At 76.6% G+C, this 14,807-nt stretch carries 11 protein-coding genes; 2 read left to right on the forward strand and 9 right to left on the reverse strand.

Annotation, left to right across the window (positions count from 1 at the left end; all coding sequences use genetic code 11):
* Positions 1 to 30 precede the first annotated feature (30 nt).
* Positions 31 to 1,413, reverse strand: coding sequence for a S8 family serine peptidase (locus ACFY07_RS09475; RefSeq protein ID WP_390868138.1), 1,383 nt, complete (start codon positions 1,411 to 1,413; stop codon positions 31 to 33).
* 262 nt (positions 1,414 to 1,675) lie between these two features.
* Positions 1,676 to 2,473, reverse strand: coding sequence for a carbon-nitrogen family hydrolase (locus ACFY07_RS09480; RefSeq protein WP_390868139.1), 798 nt, complete (start codon positions 2,471 to 2,473; stop codon positions 1,676 to 1,678).
* 161 nt (positions 2,474 to 2,634) lie between these two features.
* Here ACFY07_RS09480 and ACFY07_RS09485 point away from each other — a divergent pair, with 161 nt between their 5' ends.
* Entirely contained in the window at positions 2,635 to 3,462 is an 828-nt protein-coding gene (locus tag ACFY07_RS09485; RefSeq protein WP_390868140.1) for a maleylpyruvate isomerase family mycothiol-dependent enzyme, read from the forward strand.
* Between the two features lie 126 nt (positions 3,463 to 3,588).
* On the opposite strand, the gene ACFY07_RS09490 is transcribed toward ACFY07_RS09485, so the two are convergent.
* The 6 genes from ACFY07_RS09490 to pdhA form a co-directional block, all read right to left on the reverse strand.
* Entirely contained in the window at positions 3,589 to 4,986 is a 1,398-nt protein-coding gene (locus ACFY07_RS09490) for a nitrate/nitrite transporter (protein WP_390868297.1), read from the reverse strand.
* A 207-nt stretch (positions 4,987 to 5,193) separates the two neighbouring features.
* A complete protein-coding gene (locus ACFY07_RS09495) occupies positions 5,194 to 5,850 on the reverse strand; it encodes a GntR family transcriptional regulator (protein ID WP_390868141.1) in 657 nt (218 codons plus the stop codon).
* A gap of 36 nt (positions 5,851 to 5,886) precedes the next feature.
* A complete protein-coding gene (locus tag ACFY07_RS09500; RefSeq protein WP_390868142.1) occupies positions 5,887 to 7,161 on the reverse strand; it encodes a M64 family metallopeptidase in 1,275 nt (424 codons plus the stop codon).
* 286 nt (positions 7,162 to 7,447) lie between these two features.
* A complete protein-coding gene (locus ACFY07_RS09505; RefSeq protein WP_390868143.1) occupies positions 7,448 to 8,914 on the reverse strand; it encodes a dihydrolipoamide acetyltransferase family protein in 1,467 nt (488 codons plus the stop codon).
* Positions 8,915 to 8,931: 17 nt separating this feature from the next.
* Positions 8,932 to 9,912: an alpha-ketoacid dehydrogenase subunit beta gene (locus ACFY07_RS09510; protein WP_390868144.1), complete on the reverse strand. Its 981-nt coding sequence runs from the start codon at positions 9,910 to 9,912 to the stop codon at positions 8,932 to 8,934.
* Positions 9,912 to 11,360 (reverse strand): pyruvate dehydrogenase (acetyl-transferring) E1 component subunit alpha, encoded by a 1,449-nt coding sequence (gene pdhA / locus ACFY07_RS09515; protein WP_390868298.1) that lies wholly within the window; start codon positions 11,358 to 11,360, stop codon positions 9,912 to 9,914. The genes ACFY07_RS09510 and pdhA overlap by 1 nt, the downstream gene beginning before the upstream one ends.
* A 247-nt stretch (positions 11,361 to 11,607) precedes the next feature.
* Between pdhA and ACFY07_RS09520 the strand changes: the two genes are divergently transcribed.
* The gene (locus ACFY07_RS09520; protein WP_390868145.1) at positions 11,608 to 12,708 is read left to right on the forward strand and encodes a phosphotransferase; all 1,101 of its coding nucleotides are present in this window, start codon (positions 11,608 to 11,610) and stop codon (positions 12,706 to 12,708) included.
* Between the two features lie 190 nt (positions 12,709 to 12,898).
* Here ACFY07_RS09520 and ACFY07_RS09525 read toward each other — a convergent pair whose 3' ends face one another.
* Positions 12,899 to 14,767: a protein kinase gene (locus ACFY07_RS09525; RefSeq protein ID WP_390868146.1), complete on the reverse strand. Its 1,869-nt coding sequence runs from the start codon at positions 14,765 to 14,767 to the stop codon at positions 12,899 to 12,901.
* Positions 14,768 to 14,807: the final 40 nt, after the last annotated feature.

Genomic DNA, 14,807 nt, shown 5'->3' on the forward strand with positions numbered 1-14,807 from the left:
CTGCTCGGCGGTCCCGGCCGGTCGGCGGGCTCAGCCCGCGCGGCGGGCGAGCGCCTCGACGAGGGCCGTGCCGTCGACCGTGCCGAGGCCGCTGGCGAGGTCGTAGCCCCTGGCGGCGGTGTAGCCCTTCACCCCGGCGAAGCTGTTGTTGCCCCTGACCACGTCGACCAGGCCGCTGCGGCGGGCGGAGCTCCGGGCCATGGCGTACAGGTCGTCGTTGATCGGACCGAGGCGGTGGCCGGCCTTCTGGACGGCGAGGGCGACGATCCCGGCGAAGATCGGGGTGGCCCCGCTGGTGCCGCCGGTGATGCTCCAGCCCTTCTGGGCGGGCAGGTACGAGGAGTAGACCCAGGAGCCGCCGTTGACGGCCGCGCTCAGGGCGACGTCCGGGGTGCCGCGGCGGGGGCCGACCGCGGAGGCCACGCCGCGCTGGAAGGCCGGGCGGGCGAAGACGCCGGAGACGCCGCCGCCGCCGGCGCCGTAGCCGTCGTTCCAGACCCTGTCGGACGCCGTGCGCCGGCCGGAGTCGTCGAGGGTGAGCTGGGTGCCGCCGACGGAGGTGACCAGCGGGTCGGTGGAGGGCCAGGAGTTCACCCGGTACGGGTAGAGGGTGGTGCCGTCCAGCTTGTGGTCGGTGGCGCCGGCGTCACCGGAGGCGGAGACCACGGTGACGTGACGGGCGGCGGCCTCCTTGAAGGCGTACCGGAGGTTCAGCAGGGCGGAGTGGTCGCCCTTGGCGAAGCCGGGGAAGGTGTTCTCGGTGGCGCCGAAGCTCTGGGAGATGACGTCGCCGACGCCGCGCCGGATCAGGCTCCTCTCGGCGTCCATCATCTCGGGGAAGCCGGTGACGCCCTCGGTCTCGGCGACGGCGGTCTCCACGAGGACGATCCGGGCGCCGGGGGCGATGGCGTGGGCGTACTGGACGTCGAGGTTGGTCTCGCCGGCCCAGCCGACGTGGTCGGCGTTCTTCGGGTCGAACTTCGGCACCCTGCCCCACTTGACGACCTGGACCCTGGTGCTGGGCAGGCCGAAGGTGCGGGAGAAGACGTCCAGGTCGTGCTGGACGGTGGGGGAGCCGAAGGAGTCGACGATGACGATGGTGCGGCCCCTGCCGGTGATGCCGGAGCGGTAGAGCGGGTCCAGGTGGTAGGCCTTGCGGTACTGCAGCGGCGAGTAGCAGCGCAGGCGGTACTTCTTCAGGCACTCCGTGGTGGAGGTCGGGTCGCCCGCCGTGCGGAGCAGCCGGTGCCCGGCGGAGGCGGGGCGCGCGACGGCGCCTGCCGCGGCCGGGGCGGCAGCGGCGGCCCCGGTGGTGGTGGCGCCGGTTCCGGCGGCGGCGAGGACTGCGGCGGCCGCCGCCGCGAGGGCGGCGACCGTCCGGGTGGTGCGGCGGGCAGGCGGCTGGTGGCCCATGGTGCTCCTTTGGCAGGGACGCGCGGTCGGCGGTCCTTGTCGGCAGGTCTGGGACGATCAGATCCGATCAGCGAGCGTCACCTAATGGTGTTTATGTTCTTTTTAACCACACAACTCGAACAGAGGCGCGCACACAGGGTGAATCGGACGCCGTCCGGGTGAGCAGGCGGACCGGAGGGCCGCGGCACGCCCGGGAGGCCCGCGGACGGACCGCGGCGGCGCGCCGGGCTCGGGACGCGCCGGACCCGGGGAGGCGCCGGGCTCAGCGGTGCACCGGGACCGGGACGCCCAGCAGGCGGTCGCGCAGCACCGGGAAGTCCGCGCGGGCACCGGCGACGGCGGCCGGGTCGAACTCCACCGTGAGGACCTCCTCGCCGCTGCCGGCCTCCGCCAGCACCTCGCCCCACGGGTCGACCACCAGCGAGCGCCCCGCCTGCTCGACCCCGCCGTGGGTGCCCGCGGTGTTGCAGGCCAGCACGTACGCCTGCTCCTCCACGGCGCGGGCGCGGGCCAGCAGCGTCCAGTGCGCGGCCCGGCGCGCCGGCCAGGCGGCGGGGACGACGAGGATCTCGGCGCCCGCGTCCAGCAGGGCCCGGAACAGCTCCGGGAAGCGCAGGTCGTAGCAGGTGGCCAGGCCCAGGGTGCCGTACGGCGTGGGTGCGGCGACCACCTCCCGCCCCGCGCCCATGGCGACCGCCTCGCCGCTGTCGAAGCCGAAGCGGTGGATCTTGCGGTAGGTGTGGCGCAGCTCCCCCGCCGGGTCGAAGAGCAGCGAGGTGTTGTAGATCGGGCCGTCGGGGTCGCGCTCGACGACGGAGCCCGCGTGCAGCCACACCCCGGCGTCGCGGGCGGCGGCGGACATGGCGTCCGCGGTGGGGCCGTCCAGCGGCTCGGCCCCGGCGGACCAGGCGTCGTACGCGAAGCCGCCGAGCGGCCAGAGCTCCGGCAGGACGACCAGGTCGTCCCCCGCCCGCTCCCGCACCAGGGCGGCGGCGCGGGCCCGCCGCTCGTCCGGGGACTCGGCCTCGGAGACGGCGAGCTGGATCAGGGAAGCGCGCACGGTACCACCGTCCACTCCAGAGTCCTACGATCATCACTCGAAAGCGCTGACCCGGTGACAGGGGGAAGCGTAACGTGCCGGTAGTACGCGCGCCCCGGGCGAAGCCGGCGCCGGGCCCGGCGCGCGGACGCAGCGGAGCGATCGAGGGGTCGAGAAGAGACGTGGCCGACAACCAGACCGTCCAGGCGTACACCGACGCGTGGACCCACGCCATCGAGTCGGTCTCCGCACTGGTGGCGCCGCTCCCCGAGGGCCAGTGGAACCGGGCCACCGAGTGCCCCGGCTGGTCGGTGCGGGACGTCGTCTCGCACGTCATCGCCATGGAGTGCGAACTCCTCGGCGACCCCCGGCCCATCCACCCGCTGCCCCGCGACCTGCGCCACGTGACCAGCGAGTTCACCCGCTACTGCGAGGTGCCGGTGGACAAGCGGCGCTGCCACACCGCGCCGGAGATGACGGCGGAGCTGGAGTACACGGTCATCCGGCGCTCCCGGGCGCTGCGCAACGCCAAGCACGGGCCGGACGACGAGGTCCGCCTGCCGCTGGGCCCCTTCAGCCGCCAGGTGCCGTACCGCGAGCTGCTGCGCCACCGGGCGTTCGACGTGTGGGTCCACGAGCAGGACCTGCGCCGGGCGCTGGGGCAGCCCGGCCACCTGGGCTCCCCCGGTGCGCTGGTCGCCCGGGACCTGCTGGTGGAGGGGCTGCCCAAGGTGGTCGCGCGGCGGGCGGGGGCGCCGGCCGGCTCCACCGTGGCGGTGGAGGTGCACGGCGCGGTGGAGTTCGCGTGCGCGGTGCGGGTGGACGCCGGGGGCCGCGGCGTCCTGGAGGAGCAGGTCCCGCCCGCGCCGACGGTCCGGCTGACCACCGACTGGGAGACCTACGCCCGGCTGGCCTGCGGGCGGATCCGGCCCGGGACCGCGCCGGTCAAGGTGGAGGGCGACGAGGAGCTGGGGCGGCGGATCCTGGAGCACTTCTCCGTCACCCCCTGATCCGCACGCCCCGATCCGCACGCCCCGATCCGCACGCCCCGATCCGCACGCCCTGGTCGGCGCACCCTCTGGTCCGCACGCGCCCTGGTCGGCGCGCTCCCTGACGGGGCGCCGGGCGAGGGCCCGTCAGCGCCGCCGCGCCGCCGGGACCCCGGCGGCCACCGGCGGCGCTGCGGCCCGCTCGGCCTCACGGCGCGCCGCCGCCGGCCGCAGCCGGACGACCATGGCCAGGCCCAGCAGCATCGGCGCGTACAGCCAGCAGAACGCCCAGCGGTAGGAGCCGGCGGTGTACGCGCCGCCGGGGCCGGCCGCCGCGTCCAGCAGCACCCCGATGCCCAGCAGGGTGACCGCCGTGGCCACGAAGCCGCCGACGTTGACGATGCCGGAGGCCGTCCCCAGCCGCTCCGGCGGGTTGGCCGGGCGGGCGTATTCGAAGCCGACCAGGGACGCCGCGCCGTTGCTGCCCATGAAGGCGATCAGCACGACGAGCAGCCACATCGGCGGCCGCCCGCCGGGCCAGGCGAGCACGGCGGCCCACAGGGCGCCGGTGCCGAGCACCACGGCGAGCACGATCGGGGTGCGGGCCCCCGGGCGGCGGGAGACGAGCTGCCCGAAGAGCAGGCCGCAGACCATGCTGCTGACGACCAGCAGGGTGAGCAGCCCGGCGGCGGTGGAGCGCGGCAGCCGCTGGCCCTCCACCAGGTACGGCATCCCCCACAGCAGGCCGAAGACGTTGCCGGGGAACTGCGTGGTGAAGTGCACCCACATGCCCAGCCGGGTGCCGGGCTCCCGCCAGGCCGCGCGGATCTGCGGCAGGACCGGCACCCGCGCCCGGGGGGCGCGGCGCGCCAGGGGGTCGGCGGCGGTCCGGGGGCGGCCGCGCAGGCGGCGCGGCTGACCGGGGGCGTCCCGGAGGAGGGTCGCCACCAGGGCCAGGACGACGAGGCCGAGCAGGGCGGTGGAGGTGAAGGTCGCGGTCCAGCCGCGGTTGTGCAGCACCCGGGAGAGGACGGCCGTGGAGACCAGGTTGCCGCTCAGGCCCACCATGCCGGTGATCTGGGCGACCATCGGGTTGCGGCGCGCGGGGAACCAGCGGGCGGCCAGCCGCAGCACGCTGACGAAGGTCATCGCGTCGCCGCAGCCCAGCACCGCCCGGCAGACCAGCGCCGGGGCGAAGGCGGAGCTCCAGGCGAAGCCGAGCTGGCCGGCGGTCAGCAGCACCACGCCGAAGGTGAGGACCCGCCGGGGGCCCAGCCGGTCGACCAGCAGGCCGACGGGTATCTGCATGGCCGCGTAGACCAGCACCTGCAGGATGGAGAAGGCGGACAGCGCGGAGGCGCCCACCCCGAAGCGGTCGGCCGCGTCGAGGCCGGCCACGCCCAGGCTGGTGCGGTGCACGACGGCGAGCGCGTAGACGCAGGCGCCGATCCCCCAGGCCAGCCAGGCGGCGCGGCCGCCGGGCGGGCCCCCGTCCGGCGCGGCCCCCGGGGGCGCGGGCGGGGAGGCGGACCGGGGCGGCGGCAGGGGCGCGGCCGCGGACGGCGCCGGCCGCGCGACCGGGCGGGGAGCCGGGTGGGGGGACGACGGCTGCGGGGCGGGGTCCGCCGATGCGGACGCCTCGGCGGGACCGGGCACGCTCGCGGTCACGGTGGTGGGCTCCTTCGTCGGGGCGGGCACGGGTCCGGGGGCGGCCCCGGGGCGGCGGGTCGGGCCGGGGCTGCCGGGGAGGCGTCAGGGGGCTTCGGGGGAGTCCGGTCCGCGGAGCAGGGTGCCGATCCGTCCGATGTGGACGCCCACCAGCCGCTCGGCCCCGTCGGCGTCGCCCTCGCGCAGGGCGCGGAGGATGCCGGCGTGGTCGGAGATGTTGAGCCGCACCCGCTCCGGCCGGACGTGCATCACCTGCACGCCCATCCGCAGCTGGCGGTCGCGCAGCCGGTCGTAGAGCTGCTCCAGGATGCGGTTCCCGGCGGCGGCGACCACGGCGTGGTGGAAGGCGCGGTCGGCCGCGGCGGCCCCCTCCAGGTCGCCGGCGTCCACGCAGGCCTCCTGTTCGGCGAGGAGCGCGGCGAGGCGGTCCAGCAGCCCCGGGGAGGCGGGCAGCACCCGGCGGACCGCGTGCCGCTCGACGAGGAGGCGGGTCTCCACCACGTCGGCGATCTCCTCCGCCGACACCGGCAGGACGAGCGCGCCCTTCTTGGGGTACAGGCGCAGCAGCCCCTCGGCCTCCAGCCGCAGCAGGGCCTCGCGGACGGGGGTGCGGGAGACGCCGACCGCCTCGGCGATCTCCCCCTCCACCAGCAGGGTGCCGCCGGGGAAGGTGCGGTCGAGGATGGAGCGCTTGACGTGGCGGTAGACGCGGTCGGCCGCGGGCGGGGTCCTGGCAGGCATGATGCATCCATCATAGATGCAACAGCGGACCCGGGGTCAGCCCCGCAGCACCCAGCGCACGGTGCGGGTCATCCGGCGGGCGCGGAACCCCTCGTCGCGGACCATCGCGGTGGTGTCCGTGACGGTCGCGGCGACCGCCGCCGCCCGGCCGCGCGGCAGCCGCAGCGCCGCCGTGTCCAGCCGGGTGCCGTCGCCCGGGGCCGGCCGCACCGGGCGGCCGTCCACCGTCCAGAGGACCCGCAGGCGGCGCCCGCCGGCCAGCGGGACCGGCCGCACGGCCAGGACGGGCCGCCCGGCCACCGCACCGGCTGCGGGGCTCACCCCGTCGAGCAGGTCGACCCGGCGGTAGATCCCCTCGACGACCGCCTCCTGCGACGGCGGGTTGTACAGGCCGCCGAGGGTGCGCATCACCGAGTCCGGGGTCGGCCGGTACAGGCCGTTGGCGCCCGCGTACGCCCCCACCGTGCTGCCGTCCGGTGCCGTGGCGCCCAGCCACCGCCACCACTTGGCGCGGTGGCGGAGCATGGCGTCCGCGCCCTCGGCGGACAGGTTGGGGTAGCCGGCGTCGGCGGGGGCGGCGTCGTACTCGTCGCCCAGGTCGCCGAGGGTGTGGCCCATCTCGTGCTGGATGATGCGGCCCGCGTCCGGGCTGCCGCCCGCCAGCGTGGTCACGCCGCTGCCGCCCGCGCCCCCGTAGCGGGCGGAGTTGGCCACCGCGATCACGAAGCGGGGGCCGTGCCGCGGCCCGGCCAGCCGCTCGGCCGCCTGCTCGTCCACGCAGAGCAGCCGGGCGGTGCCGTCGCACCAGAAGTGCATCCCCAGCGGGGTCGGCAGGCCGCGGCGGGGCGACCGCTGCTCGCGGATGCCGGAGACGGGTGAGGTGATCTCGACCCGCCTTATGTTGAAGAAGTGCTGGTAGGTGCGGAACGGCTCGATCTGCAGGAGCGCCCGCCAGGCCCGGTCGGACTCGGTGCGGAAGAGCGCGGCCTCCGCCGCGGTGAAGCCGTCGCCCAGCAGCACGAGGGTGATCCGGTTGCGGGGGTCGCCGCTGCGCATGACCTCGGCGCCGGCGGCCGGGGCCGGCCCGGCGCGCCCGGGGCCGGCCGGGTCGGGCGGGGGGACCAGCCGGCCCGCGTCCGCAGCGGAGAGCGCGGGCCCGCGGTCCGCACCGGGGGCCCGCACCGGGGCCGACCCGGCACCCAGCACGGGGGACGCCACGCACGCGGCCAGCACCAGGGCGGCGGGGACGCGGCGGCGGCGGGCCGCGCGGCAGAGGACCGCGGTGCGGCTGCGTGCTGCGCTGCGGGGCATGGCCGGGTCCTCGCTGCCGGGTGGTCGACCTGCGAAGACGTACCCGGGGCGGTGCGGGGCGGCCCGCGCGGTCCGGGAAGGTCACCGGATGGGAGCAAGGCGCAGCGGGCGGGACGCCGGGGCCGGGCACCGGACCGGACACGGGTCGGGCACGGCCCGGGGCACCCGGCGGGACACCGCCCGGAATACCGCCCGGGACACCGTCCGGGGCACCCGGCGGGGCCGCGCACGGGCAGGGCCCCCGCCGCGGCTGCGGCGGGGGCCCTGCGGGCGGTGCTGCGGCGGGTCAGCCCCAGCTGATGAGGCGCTTGGGGCGCTCCAGGACCGCGGCGGTGTCGGCCAGGACCCTCGAGCCGAGCTCGCCGTCGACCAGCCGGTGGTCGAAGGAGAGGGCCAGCGTGGTGACCTGGCGCGGGACGACCTTGCCCTTGTGCACCCACGGCATCTCCCGGACCTGCCCGAAGGCGAGGATGGCGGCCTCGCCGGGGTTGAGGATCGGGGTGCCGGTGTCGACGCCGAAGACGCCGACGTTGGTGATGGTGACCGTGCCGCCCTGCATGTCGGCGGGCGCCGTGCGGCCCTCGCGGGCGGTCTCCACCAGCGCCTGGAGGGCGGTGGCGAGCTCCGGGAGGGTCTTGGAGCCGGCGTCCTTGATGTTGGGCACGATCAGGCCGCGCGGGGTGGCGGCGGCGATGCCCAGGTTCACGCTGCCCTTGTAGACGATCTCCTGGTTGGGCTCGTCCCAGGCCGCGTTGACCTCCGGGTGGCGGCGGACCGCCGTGAGCAGCGCCTTGGCGACCAGCAGCAGCGGGGAGACCCGCACGCCCTGGCCCAGTTCGCCGGACTCCTTCAGCTCCCGCACCAGCCGCATCGTGCGGGTCACGTCGACCTGCACGAACTCGGTGACGTGCGGGGCGCTGAACGCCGAGGCCACCATCGCCTGGGCGGTGGCCCGGCGGACGCCCTTGACCGGGACCCGGCGGTCACCGGCCGCACCGGCCTCCGCCGGCGCCTCCGCCGCCACGGCCCCGGCGGGGGCGGCCGCGGGGGCGGCGGGCCCCGTCGGGGCGGACGCGGCCGCCACGGCGGCGTGGACGTCGTCGCGGGTGACGGTGCCGTTCGGGCCGGAGGGGACCACGGCGCGGAGGTCCACGCCCAGGTCCTTGGCCAGCTTGCGCACCGGGGGCTTGGCCAGCGGACGCGGCCCGGCCTGGACCGGCCCGGCCTGGACCGGCGCGGCCTGCACCGGCGCGGCGGGCGCCGGCTGGACCGGCACGGCCGGGGCGACCGGCGCGGCGGGCGCGACCTGGACCGGCGCGGCCTGCACCGGCGCGGCTGCGGCCTTGCGGGGGCGGCGGCGGGCGGCGGCGGTGCGCGGGCCGTAGCCGACCAGCACCTCGCGCCGCTCGGGCTCGGCCTCCGCCGCCGGGGCCTCGGCCGGTCCTGCGGGCGCGGCAGCCGGCGCCGGCGCCTGCGGGGCCGGGGCGGCGCCCTCCGTGGCGACCGCGATGATCGCGGTGCCCACGTCGACGGTCGTGCCCTCCTCGAAGAAGAGCTGCTGCACCACGCCGTCGTAGGGGATGGGCAGCTCGACCGCGGCCTTGGCGGTCTCGACCTCGCAGACGACCTGGCCGTCGGTGACGGTGTCGCCCGGCTGGACGTACCACTTGAGGATCTCGGCCTCGGTGAGCCCCTCGCCCACGTCGGGCATCCGGAACTCACGGACCTGCTGCTGCACGTCGGTGGCGGTCATCGGTTCTCCTCCCCCGTTCAGAAGGCCAGGGAGCGGTCGACGGCGTCGAGCACCCGGTCCAGGTCCGGCAGGAAGGTCTCCTCGACGCGCGACGGCGGGTACGGCGCGAAGTAGCCGCCCACCCGCAGCACCGGGGCCTCCAGCGCGTAGAAGCAGCGCTCGGTGATCCGGGCGGCGAGCTCGGCGCCCATGCCCATGAAGACCGGCGCCTCGTGGACGACCACGGCGCGGCCGGTGCGCTGCACCGAGGCGGTGACGGTGTCGAAGTCGAGCGGGGAGAGCGAGCGCAGGTCCACGACCTCCAGGCTGCGGCCGTCCTCCTCGGCCGCCGCGGCGGCGTCCAGGCAGACCTTGACCATCGGGCCGTAGGCGATGAGCGTCGCGTCGCGGCCCTCGCGGACCACCCGGGCGTCGTGGAGGCGCGAGGGCGCCCCGGCGGCGTTCGGGTCGAGCTCGGCCTTGTCCCAGTAGCGCCGCTTGGGCTCCAGGAAGATCACCGGGTCGTCGCACCGCACGGCCTGCCGCAGCATCCAGTAGGCGTCGACCGGGTTGGAGGGGGTGACGACCTTCAGGCCCGCGGTGTGGGCGAAGTACGCCTCGTGGGACTCGCTGTGGTGCTCGACCGCGCCGATGCCGCCCGCGTACGGGATGCGGACGGTGACCGGCAGCTTGACGTGGCCGAGCGCACGGGCGTGCATCTTGGCCAGCTGCGAGACGATCTGGTCGAAGGCCGGGTAGACGAAGCCGTCGAACTGGATCTCCACCACGGGCCGGTAGCCGCGCAGCGCGAGGCCGATCGCGGTGCCGACGATGCCGGACTCCGCGAGCGGGGTGTCGATCACCCGGTCCTCGCCGAAGTCCTTGTGCAGGCCGTCGGTGACCCGGAAGACGCCGCCGAGCTTGCCGACGTCCTCACCCATGACGAGGGTCTTCGGGTCGGCCTCCAGCTCCTTGCGCAGCGCCTCGTTGAGTGCCTTGACCATCGTGAAGCTGCTCATCAGCGGACCTCCCCGCCCTCGAAGGACGCCGCGTACGCCTCGTACTGCGCCCGCTCCTCGTCGACCAGCGCGTGGCCGTCGGCGTAGACGTGCTCGAAGATGGCGGCGGGGGACGGGTCCGGCATGGTCCGGACGCCCTCGCGCACCCGGCGGGCGAGCTGCTCGCTCTCCGCCTCGACGGAGTCGAGGAACTCCTGGTCGGCCCAGCCCTCGCGGACCAGGTGGGCCCGGAGCCGCTCGATGGGGTCCTTGAGCTTCCAGGCCTCCAGCTCCTCCGACATCCGGTAGCGGCTGGGGTCGTCGGAGGTGGTGTGGGCGCCCATGCGGTAGGTGAAGGCCTCCACCAGGACGGGCCCGTTGCCGCTGCGCGCGTGGTCCAGCGCCCAGCGGGTCACCGCGAGGCACGCGAGGACGTCGTTGCCGTCGACCCGCACGCCGGGGAAGCCGAAGCCGGAGGCGCGGCGGTAGATCGGCACGCGGCTCTGCTTCTCGGTGGGCTCGGAAATGGCCCACTGGTTGTTCTGGCAGAAGAAGACGACCGGCGCGTTGTAGACCGAGGCGAAGGTGAAGGCCTCGTTGACGTCGCCCTGGCTGGAGGCGCCGTCGCCGAAGTACGCGATGACCGCGTCGTCGGCGCCGTCCTTGGTGATGCCCATCGCGTAGCCGGTCGCGTGGAGCGTCTGCGAGCCGATCACGATGGTGTAGAGGTGGAAGTTCTTCTCGTTGGGGTCCCAGCCGCCGTGGTTCACGCCGCGGAACATGCCGAGCAGGTTGAGCGGGTCGACGCCCTTGCACCAGGCGACGCCGTGCTCGCGGTAGGTGGGGAAGGCGTAGTCGCCGGGCCGCATGGCGCGGCCGGAGCCGACCTGTGCGGCCTCCTGGCCGAGGAGGGACGCCCACAGGCCCAGCTCGCCCTGCCGCTGCAGGGCGGTGGCCTCGCCGTCGAAGCGGCGGACCAGCACCAGGTCGCGGTAGATCGCGCGCAGCTCCTCCGGGGTGGTCTCCAGGGAGAAGTCGGGGTGCTCGACCCGCTCGCCCTCGGGGGTCAGCAGCTGGACCAGCTCGGGCTGCGGCGGCGGCGCGACGCTGCCGGCGCGGGAGGGTACCCGCTTCCTGCGGGTGCCGGAGGCCTTCTTGGGCACTCCCGCCGTGCTGTCGACGGTCACGTTCACTCCTCGGTCTGTCCGGCCCCCGGGGTCGCCGGCAGCCGGTCCGACATCCTCCCGTGCGGCCGCCTCCTTCGGCGGGCCTCCCCGCGGGGTCCGCGCGGGGTGTGCGCGGACGTGCGAAGCGGGCGGCGGTCTGCGGTACCGCGGACGACCCGCAGAGAACGTTACCCAGCGGACGCCCTCGGCGCGCCTGCGCTTGGACGTCCTAGTTGTTCCCTCGGTGCGGCGGCCCCGGGAGTCCCCTCCCGCGGCGCCCGCCGGTACACGTGCGCACGGTATCCGGGACAGCCCGGTCGGCGTAAGGGGTACGGGGAGGAAGTTCGGCGGCTCCGGCCGGGCGCGGGGCGCCCCGCCACCCCAAGTTATGTACATGACACAATAGGGGTGCCCGCACCGGCCCGCACCGGCCCGCACCGGCACCGGCCCGCCCCGGCGGCGGGCGGGACCCGCCCGGGAAAGGACCTGACGCTCCATCAGTACGTCAAGCCACACCTGCCGCACGGACCACGGCAGTACCATCGGTTGCGTGATCAACGGTCAGCACGTTGACCGCCCCGTCCGGACCCGCCGCCTCCCCCGCCCCTCCCGGCCCGACCCGGGCCCGGACGCGGAGACGGCGGCCCCGGACGCCGCAGGCGCCGCCGCGACCCTGCTCGCGCACCACGGCGCCGGCGAGCCCCTGGAGGTCTCCCCCGTGGCCGAGGGCCTGCTCAACCGCGGGTACCGGGTCACGGCCACGACCGGCCGCTACTTCCTCAAGTGCTACGTCGACCCCGCCACCGCCACCCCCGGGGCGATCGCCGCCCAGCACCGCGCCACCGCCGCCCTGCACGCCCTCGGCCTGCCCACCGCCCCGCCCCTCGCCGCCCCGGGCGGCCGCACCTTCCACACCGTCGCCGGACGCCGCTACGCCCTCTTCCCCTGGGTCGAGGGCGGCCACCGCGCCGGGCACGAGCTCGACCGGGATCAGTGCGCCGCCCTGGGCTCCCTGCTGGGCGCCGTCCACCTCGCGCTCGCCGGCATCCACCCGCCGGTGCGGCAGCCCGCGGAGCAGCCGACCGCCGACCCGGCCCGCACCGAGGAGCTGATCGAGGAGCTGCTCGCCCGCACCGCGCGCCGCCCCCGCGACGGCATGGACGAACTGGCCCGGCAGCGGCTGCTGGAGCGCCGCGCCCTGCTCGGCGCGTACGCCCACCGCCGCCCGCGGCCCGGGGACGCCCCGCCGACCGGCTGGGTGCACGGCGACTTCCACCCGCTGAACCTCCTCTACCGGGGCGCGGAGCCGGCCGCGATCCTCGACTGGGACCGGCTCGGGCTGCGGCCCCGGGCCGAGGAGGCGGTGCGCGGGGCGACCCTCTTCTTCCACCACCCGCGGACGGGGGCGCTGGACCTGGGCCGGGTCCGGAGGTTCTCCCGCGCCTACCGGGAGACGGGGGCCGCGGACGCCGGGCAGATGGCGGCGGCGGTGCACCGGGTGTGGTGGGAGCGGCTCAACGACTTCTGGATGCTGGAGTGGCGCTACCTGCGCGGCGACCGGCGGACGGACCCGCTCTTCCCGGCGGCCGCGGCGCAGATCGTCCGGTGGTGCGAGGAGTACGAGCAGGTGCTGGACGCGTACACCAACTGACGGCGGGCTCGGGGCGGCGCCCGGCGCCGGTCCGGGGGCCGCCCGCGGCCGGGCGGCCGTCCCCGGGGCAGGGCCCCCGGACCCGGCCGGGACGCGCGCCGGCCCCCGGCCGGCGGGTGCCGGACCGGGGGCCGGGTGGGCGGTACGGAACGGCCGGGTCAGTCGATGACGCCGCCGTTGGTGACACCGCTCAGGGTGTGCCCGGGGAGGGCGGCGGGTTCTGCGTGCCGCCGCCCGCACCGCCGCCCGCGCTGCCGTCGGTCCCGCCCGCGCCGCCGCCGCCCGCGCTCGTGCTCGGCTGCGGGGCGCTCGCGGAGGGCGGCGCGGAGGGCGGCGCGGAGGTCGGCGCGGCCGAGGTGGGCGGCGCGGAGGTCGGCGCGGCCGAGGTGGGCGGCGCGGAGGTCGGCGCCGCCGAGGTCGGCGGGTTCGTGGTGGGGACCCGGGTGGTGGAGGACCCTCCCGTGGTCCCGTTGTACGTCTGCCCGCCCCCGGTCGGGGTGTTCGCGGTCGGCGCGGGCGCCGGCGCGTTCCTCGTCCCCTGGCTGGAGGTGGGGGTGGGCGACGGCGAGCCGGAGGGGGTGCCGGTGCGACCCCCCTGGGTGCCGCCCCCGGAGGTGATGATCGCCGCGACCACGGCCACGGCGGCGGCCGCCGCCAGGACCAGCCACAGCAGGGGGCCGCGGCGGTGCGGCTCGTCGTCGTCGGGACCGGCCTGCCCCGCGCCGCCCGGGCCGTACCCGCCCGACGTCTCGTAGGGCCGGTAGCCGGGGCCCACCGCGGTCGGGGCGGAGGCCATCGGGGCCCCCATCGGCGGGGTGGCGCTGCCGAACCGCCCGGTTGTGCCGAACTGCTCGGTGGGGGCGTACGAGCCGGCCGGCGGTGTGGCGCCCGACGCCGTGCCGGAGCCGGCCGCCGCCAGCCCCGCGGCGGCGGCCGCGGCGGCCGCGGCGCCCGCCGCGTAGCCGGAGCCGCCCCCGCCGTGCATCTCCCGCAGCGCCTGCTGCGCGTGCGCCCGGAACTCGTCGGCGGACTGGAAGCGGTCGTCGGGGCCCTTGGCGAGCGAGCGCAGCACCAGGGCGTCCAGCTGCGGCGGCACCCGGTGGTTGGCCTGCGACGGCGGCCGGGGGGTGTCCTGCACGTGCTGGTAGACCACCGAGAGCGGGGTGTCGCCGGTGAACGGCGGCCGCAGCGTCAGCAGCTCGTAGAGCATGCAGCCGGTGGCGTAGAGGTCGGAGCGGTGGTCCACGGCCTTGCCGAGCGCCTGCTCCGGGGAGAGGTACTGCGGGGTGCCCATCACCATGCCGGTCTGCGTCATGGTGCTGGCGGCGCCGGTGAGGGCGCGGGCGATGCCGAAGTCCATCACCTTGACCGCGCCGGTGGTGGTGATGATGACGTTGGCGGGCTTGATGTCGCGGTGCACGATGCCGTGCCGGTGGCTGTAGGCCAGGGCCTCCAGCACGCCCGCGATGATGATCAGCGCCTGGTCGACCGGCGGCGCCTCCTCGTCCACGAGCAGCTCGCGGACGGTGCGGCCCTCGACCAGCTCCATGACGATGTACGGCATGGACTCGCCGCCGGGCAGCTCCTCCTCGCCGGTGTCGTACACCGCCACCACCGCGTGGTGGTTGAGCGCGGCGACGGAGTGGGCCTCGCGCGTGAAGCGGAGCCGGGCCACGTCGTCCTGGGCCAGCTCGGGGCGGAGCAGCTTGACGGCGACCGTGCGGCCGAGCCGCAGGTCCTCGGCGGCGAAGACCTCCGCCATGCCGCCGCGGCCGAGCCGGCGGGTGAGCCGGTAGCGGCCCTCGCCGACCGTGCCGAAGTCGCCCTCGGTGCCCTGCCCGGGAGTGCCGGGGGCGCCGAAGGCGGTGCGGCCGAAGCCTCCGGAGGAGTGCGCGGCGGCAGGGGTGGCCGGGGTCTCCGACGCGCCGCCCGCGGTGCGGCCGCCGTGGGACGCGGGGGCCTGGTGCGCCGGGGCCGCCTCCGGGGACTGCTCACGGACGGGATCGCCGGTACGGCCGCGGGGGCCGTCGCCGCCTGCCGTGTGCGGGGTCTCTGCCATCACTCCTCGCCGTCCGTCGGCCTGAATGGGATCACGCTCT

The organism is Streptomyces sp. NPDC001380 (genome assembly GCF_042895785.1).
Classification (GTDB): Bacteria; Actinomycetota; Actinomycetes; order Streptomycetales; family Streptomycetaceae; genus Peterkaempfera.

Bases quoted from the DNA above. Each gene is read 5' to 3' on its own strand.
- ACFY07_RS09495 (WP_390868141.1), bottom strand. From the start codon at position 5,850: ATGCCTGCCAGGACCCCGCCCGCGGCCGACCGCGTCTACCGCCACGTC.
- ACFY07_RS09525 (WP_390868146.1), bottom strand. From the start codon at position 14,767: ATGGCAGAGACCCCGCACACGGCAGGCGGCGACGGCCCCCGCGGCCGT.
- ACFY07_RS09510 (WP_390868144.1), bottom strand. From the start codon at position 9,912: ATGAGCAGCTTCACGATGGTCAAGGCACTCAACGAGGCGCTGCGCAAG.
- ACFY07_RS09475 (WP_390868138.1), bottom strand. From the start codon at position 1,413: ATGGGCCACCAGCCGCCTGCCCGCCGCACCACCCGGACGGTCGCCGCC.
- ACFY07_RS09500 (WP_390868142.1), bottom strand. From the start codon at position 7,161: ATGCCCCGCAGCGCAGCACGCAGCCGCACCGCGGTCCTCTGCCGCGCG.
- ACFY07_RS09505 (WP_390868143.1), bottom strand. From the start codon at position 8,914: ATGACCGCCACCGACGTGCAGCAGCAGGTCCGTGAGTTCCGGATGCCC.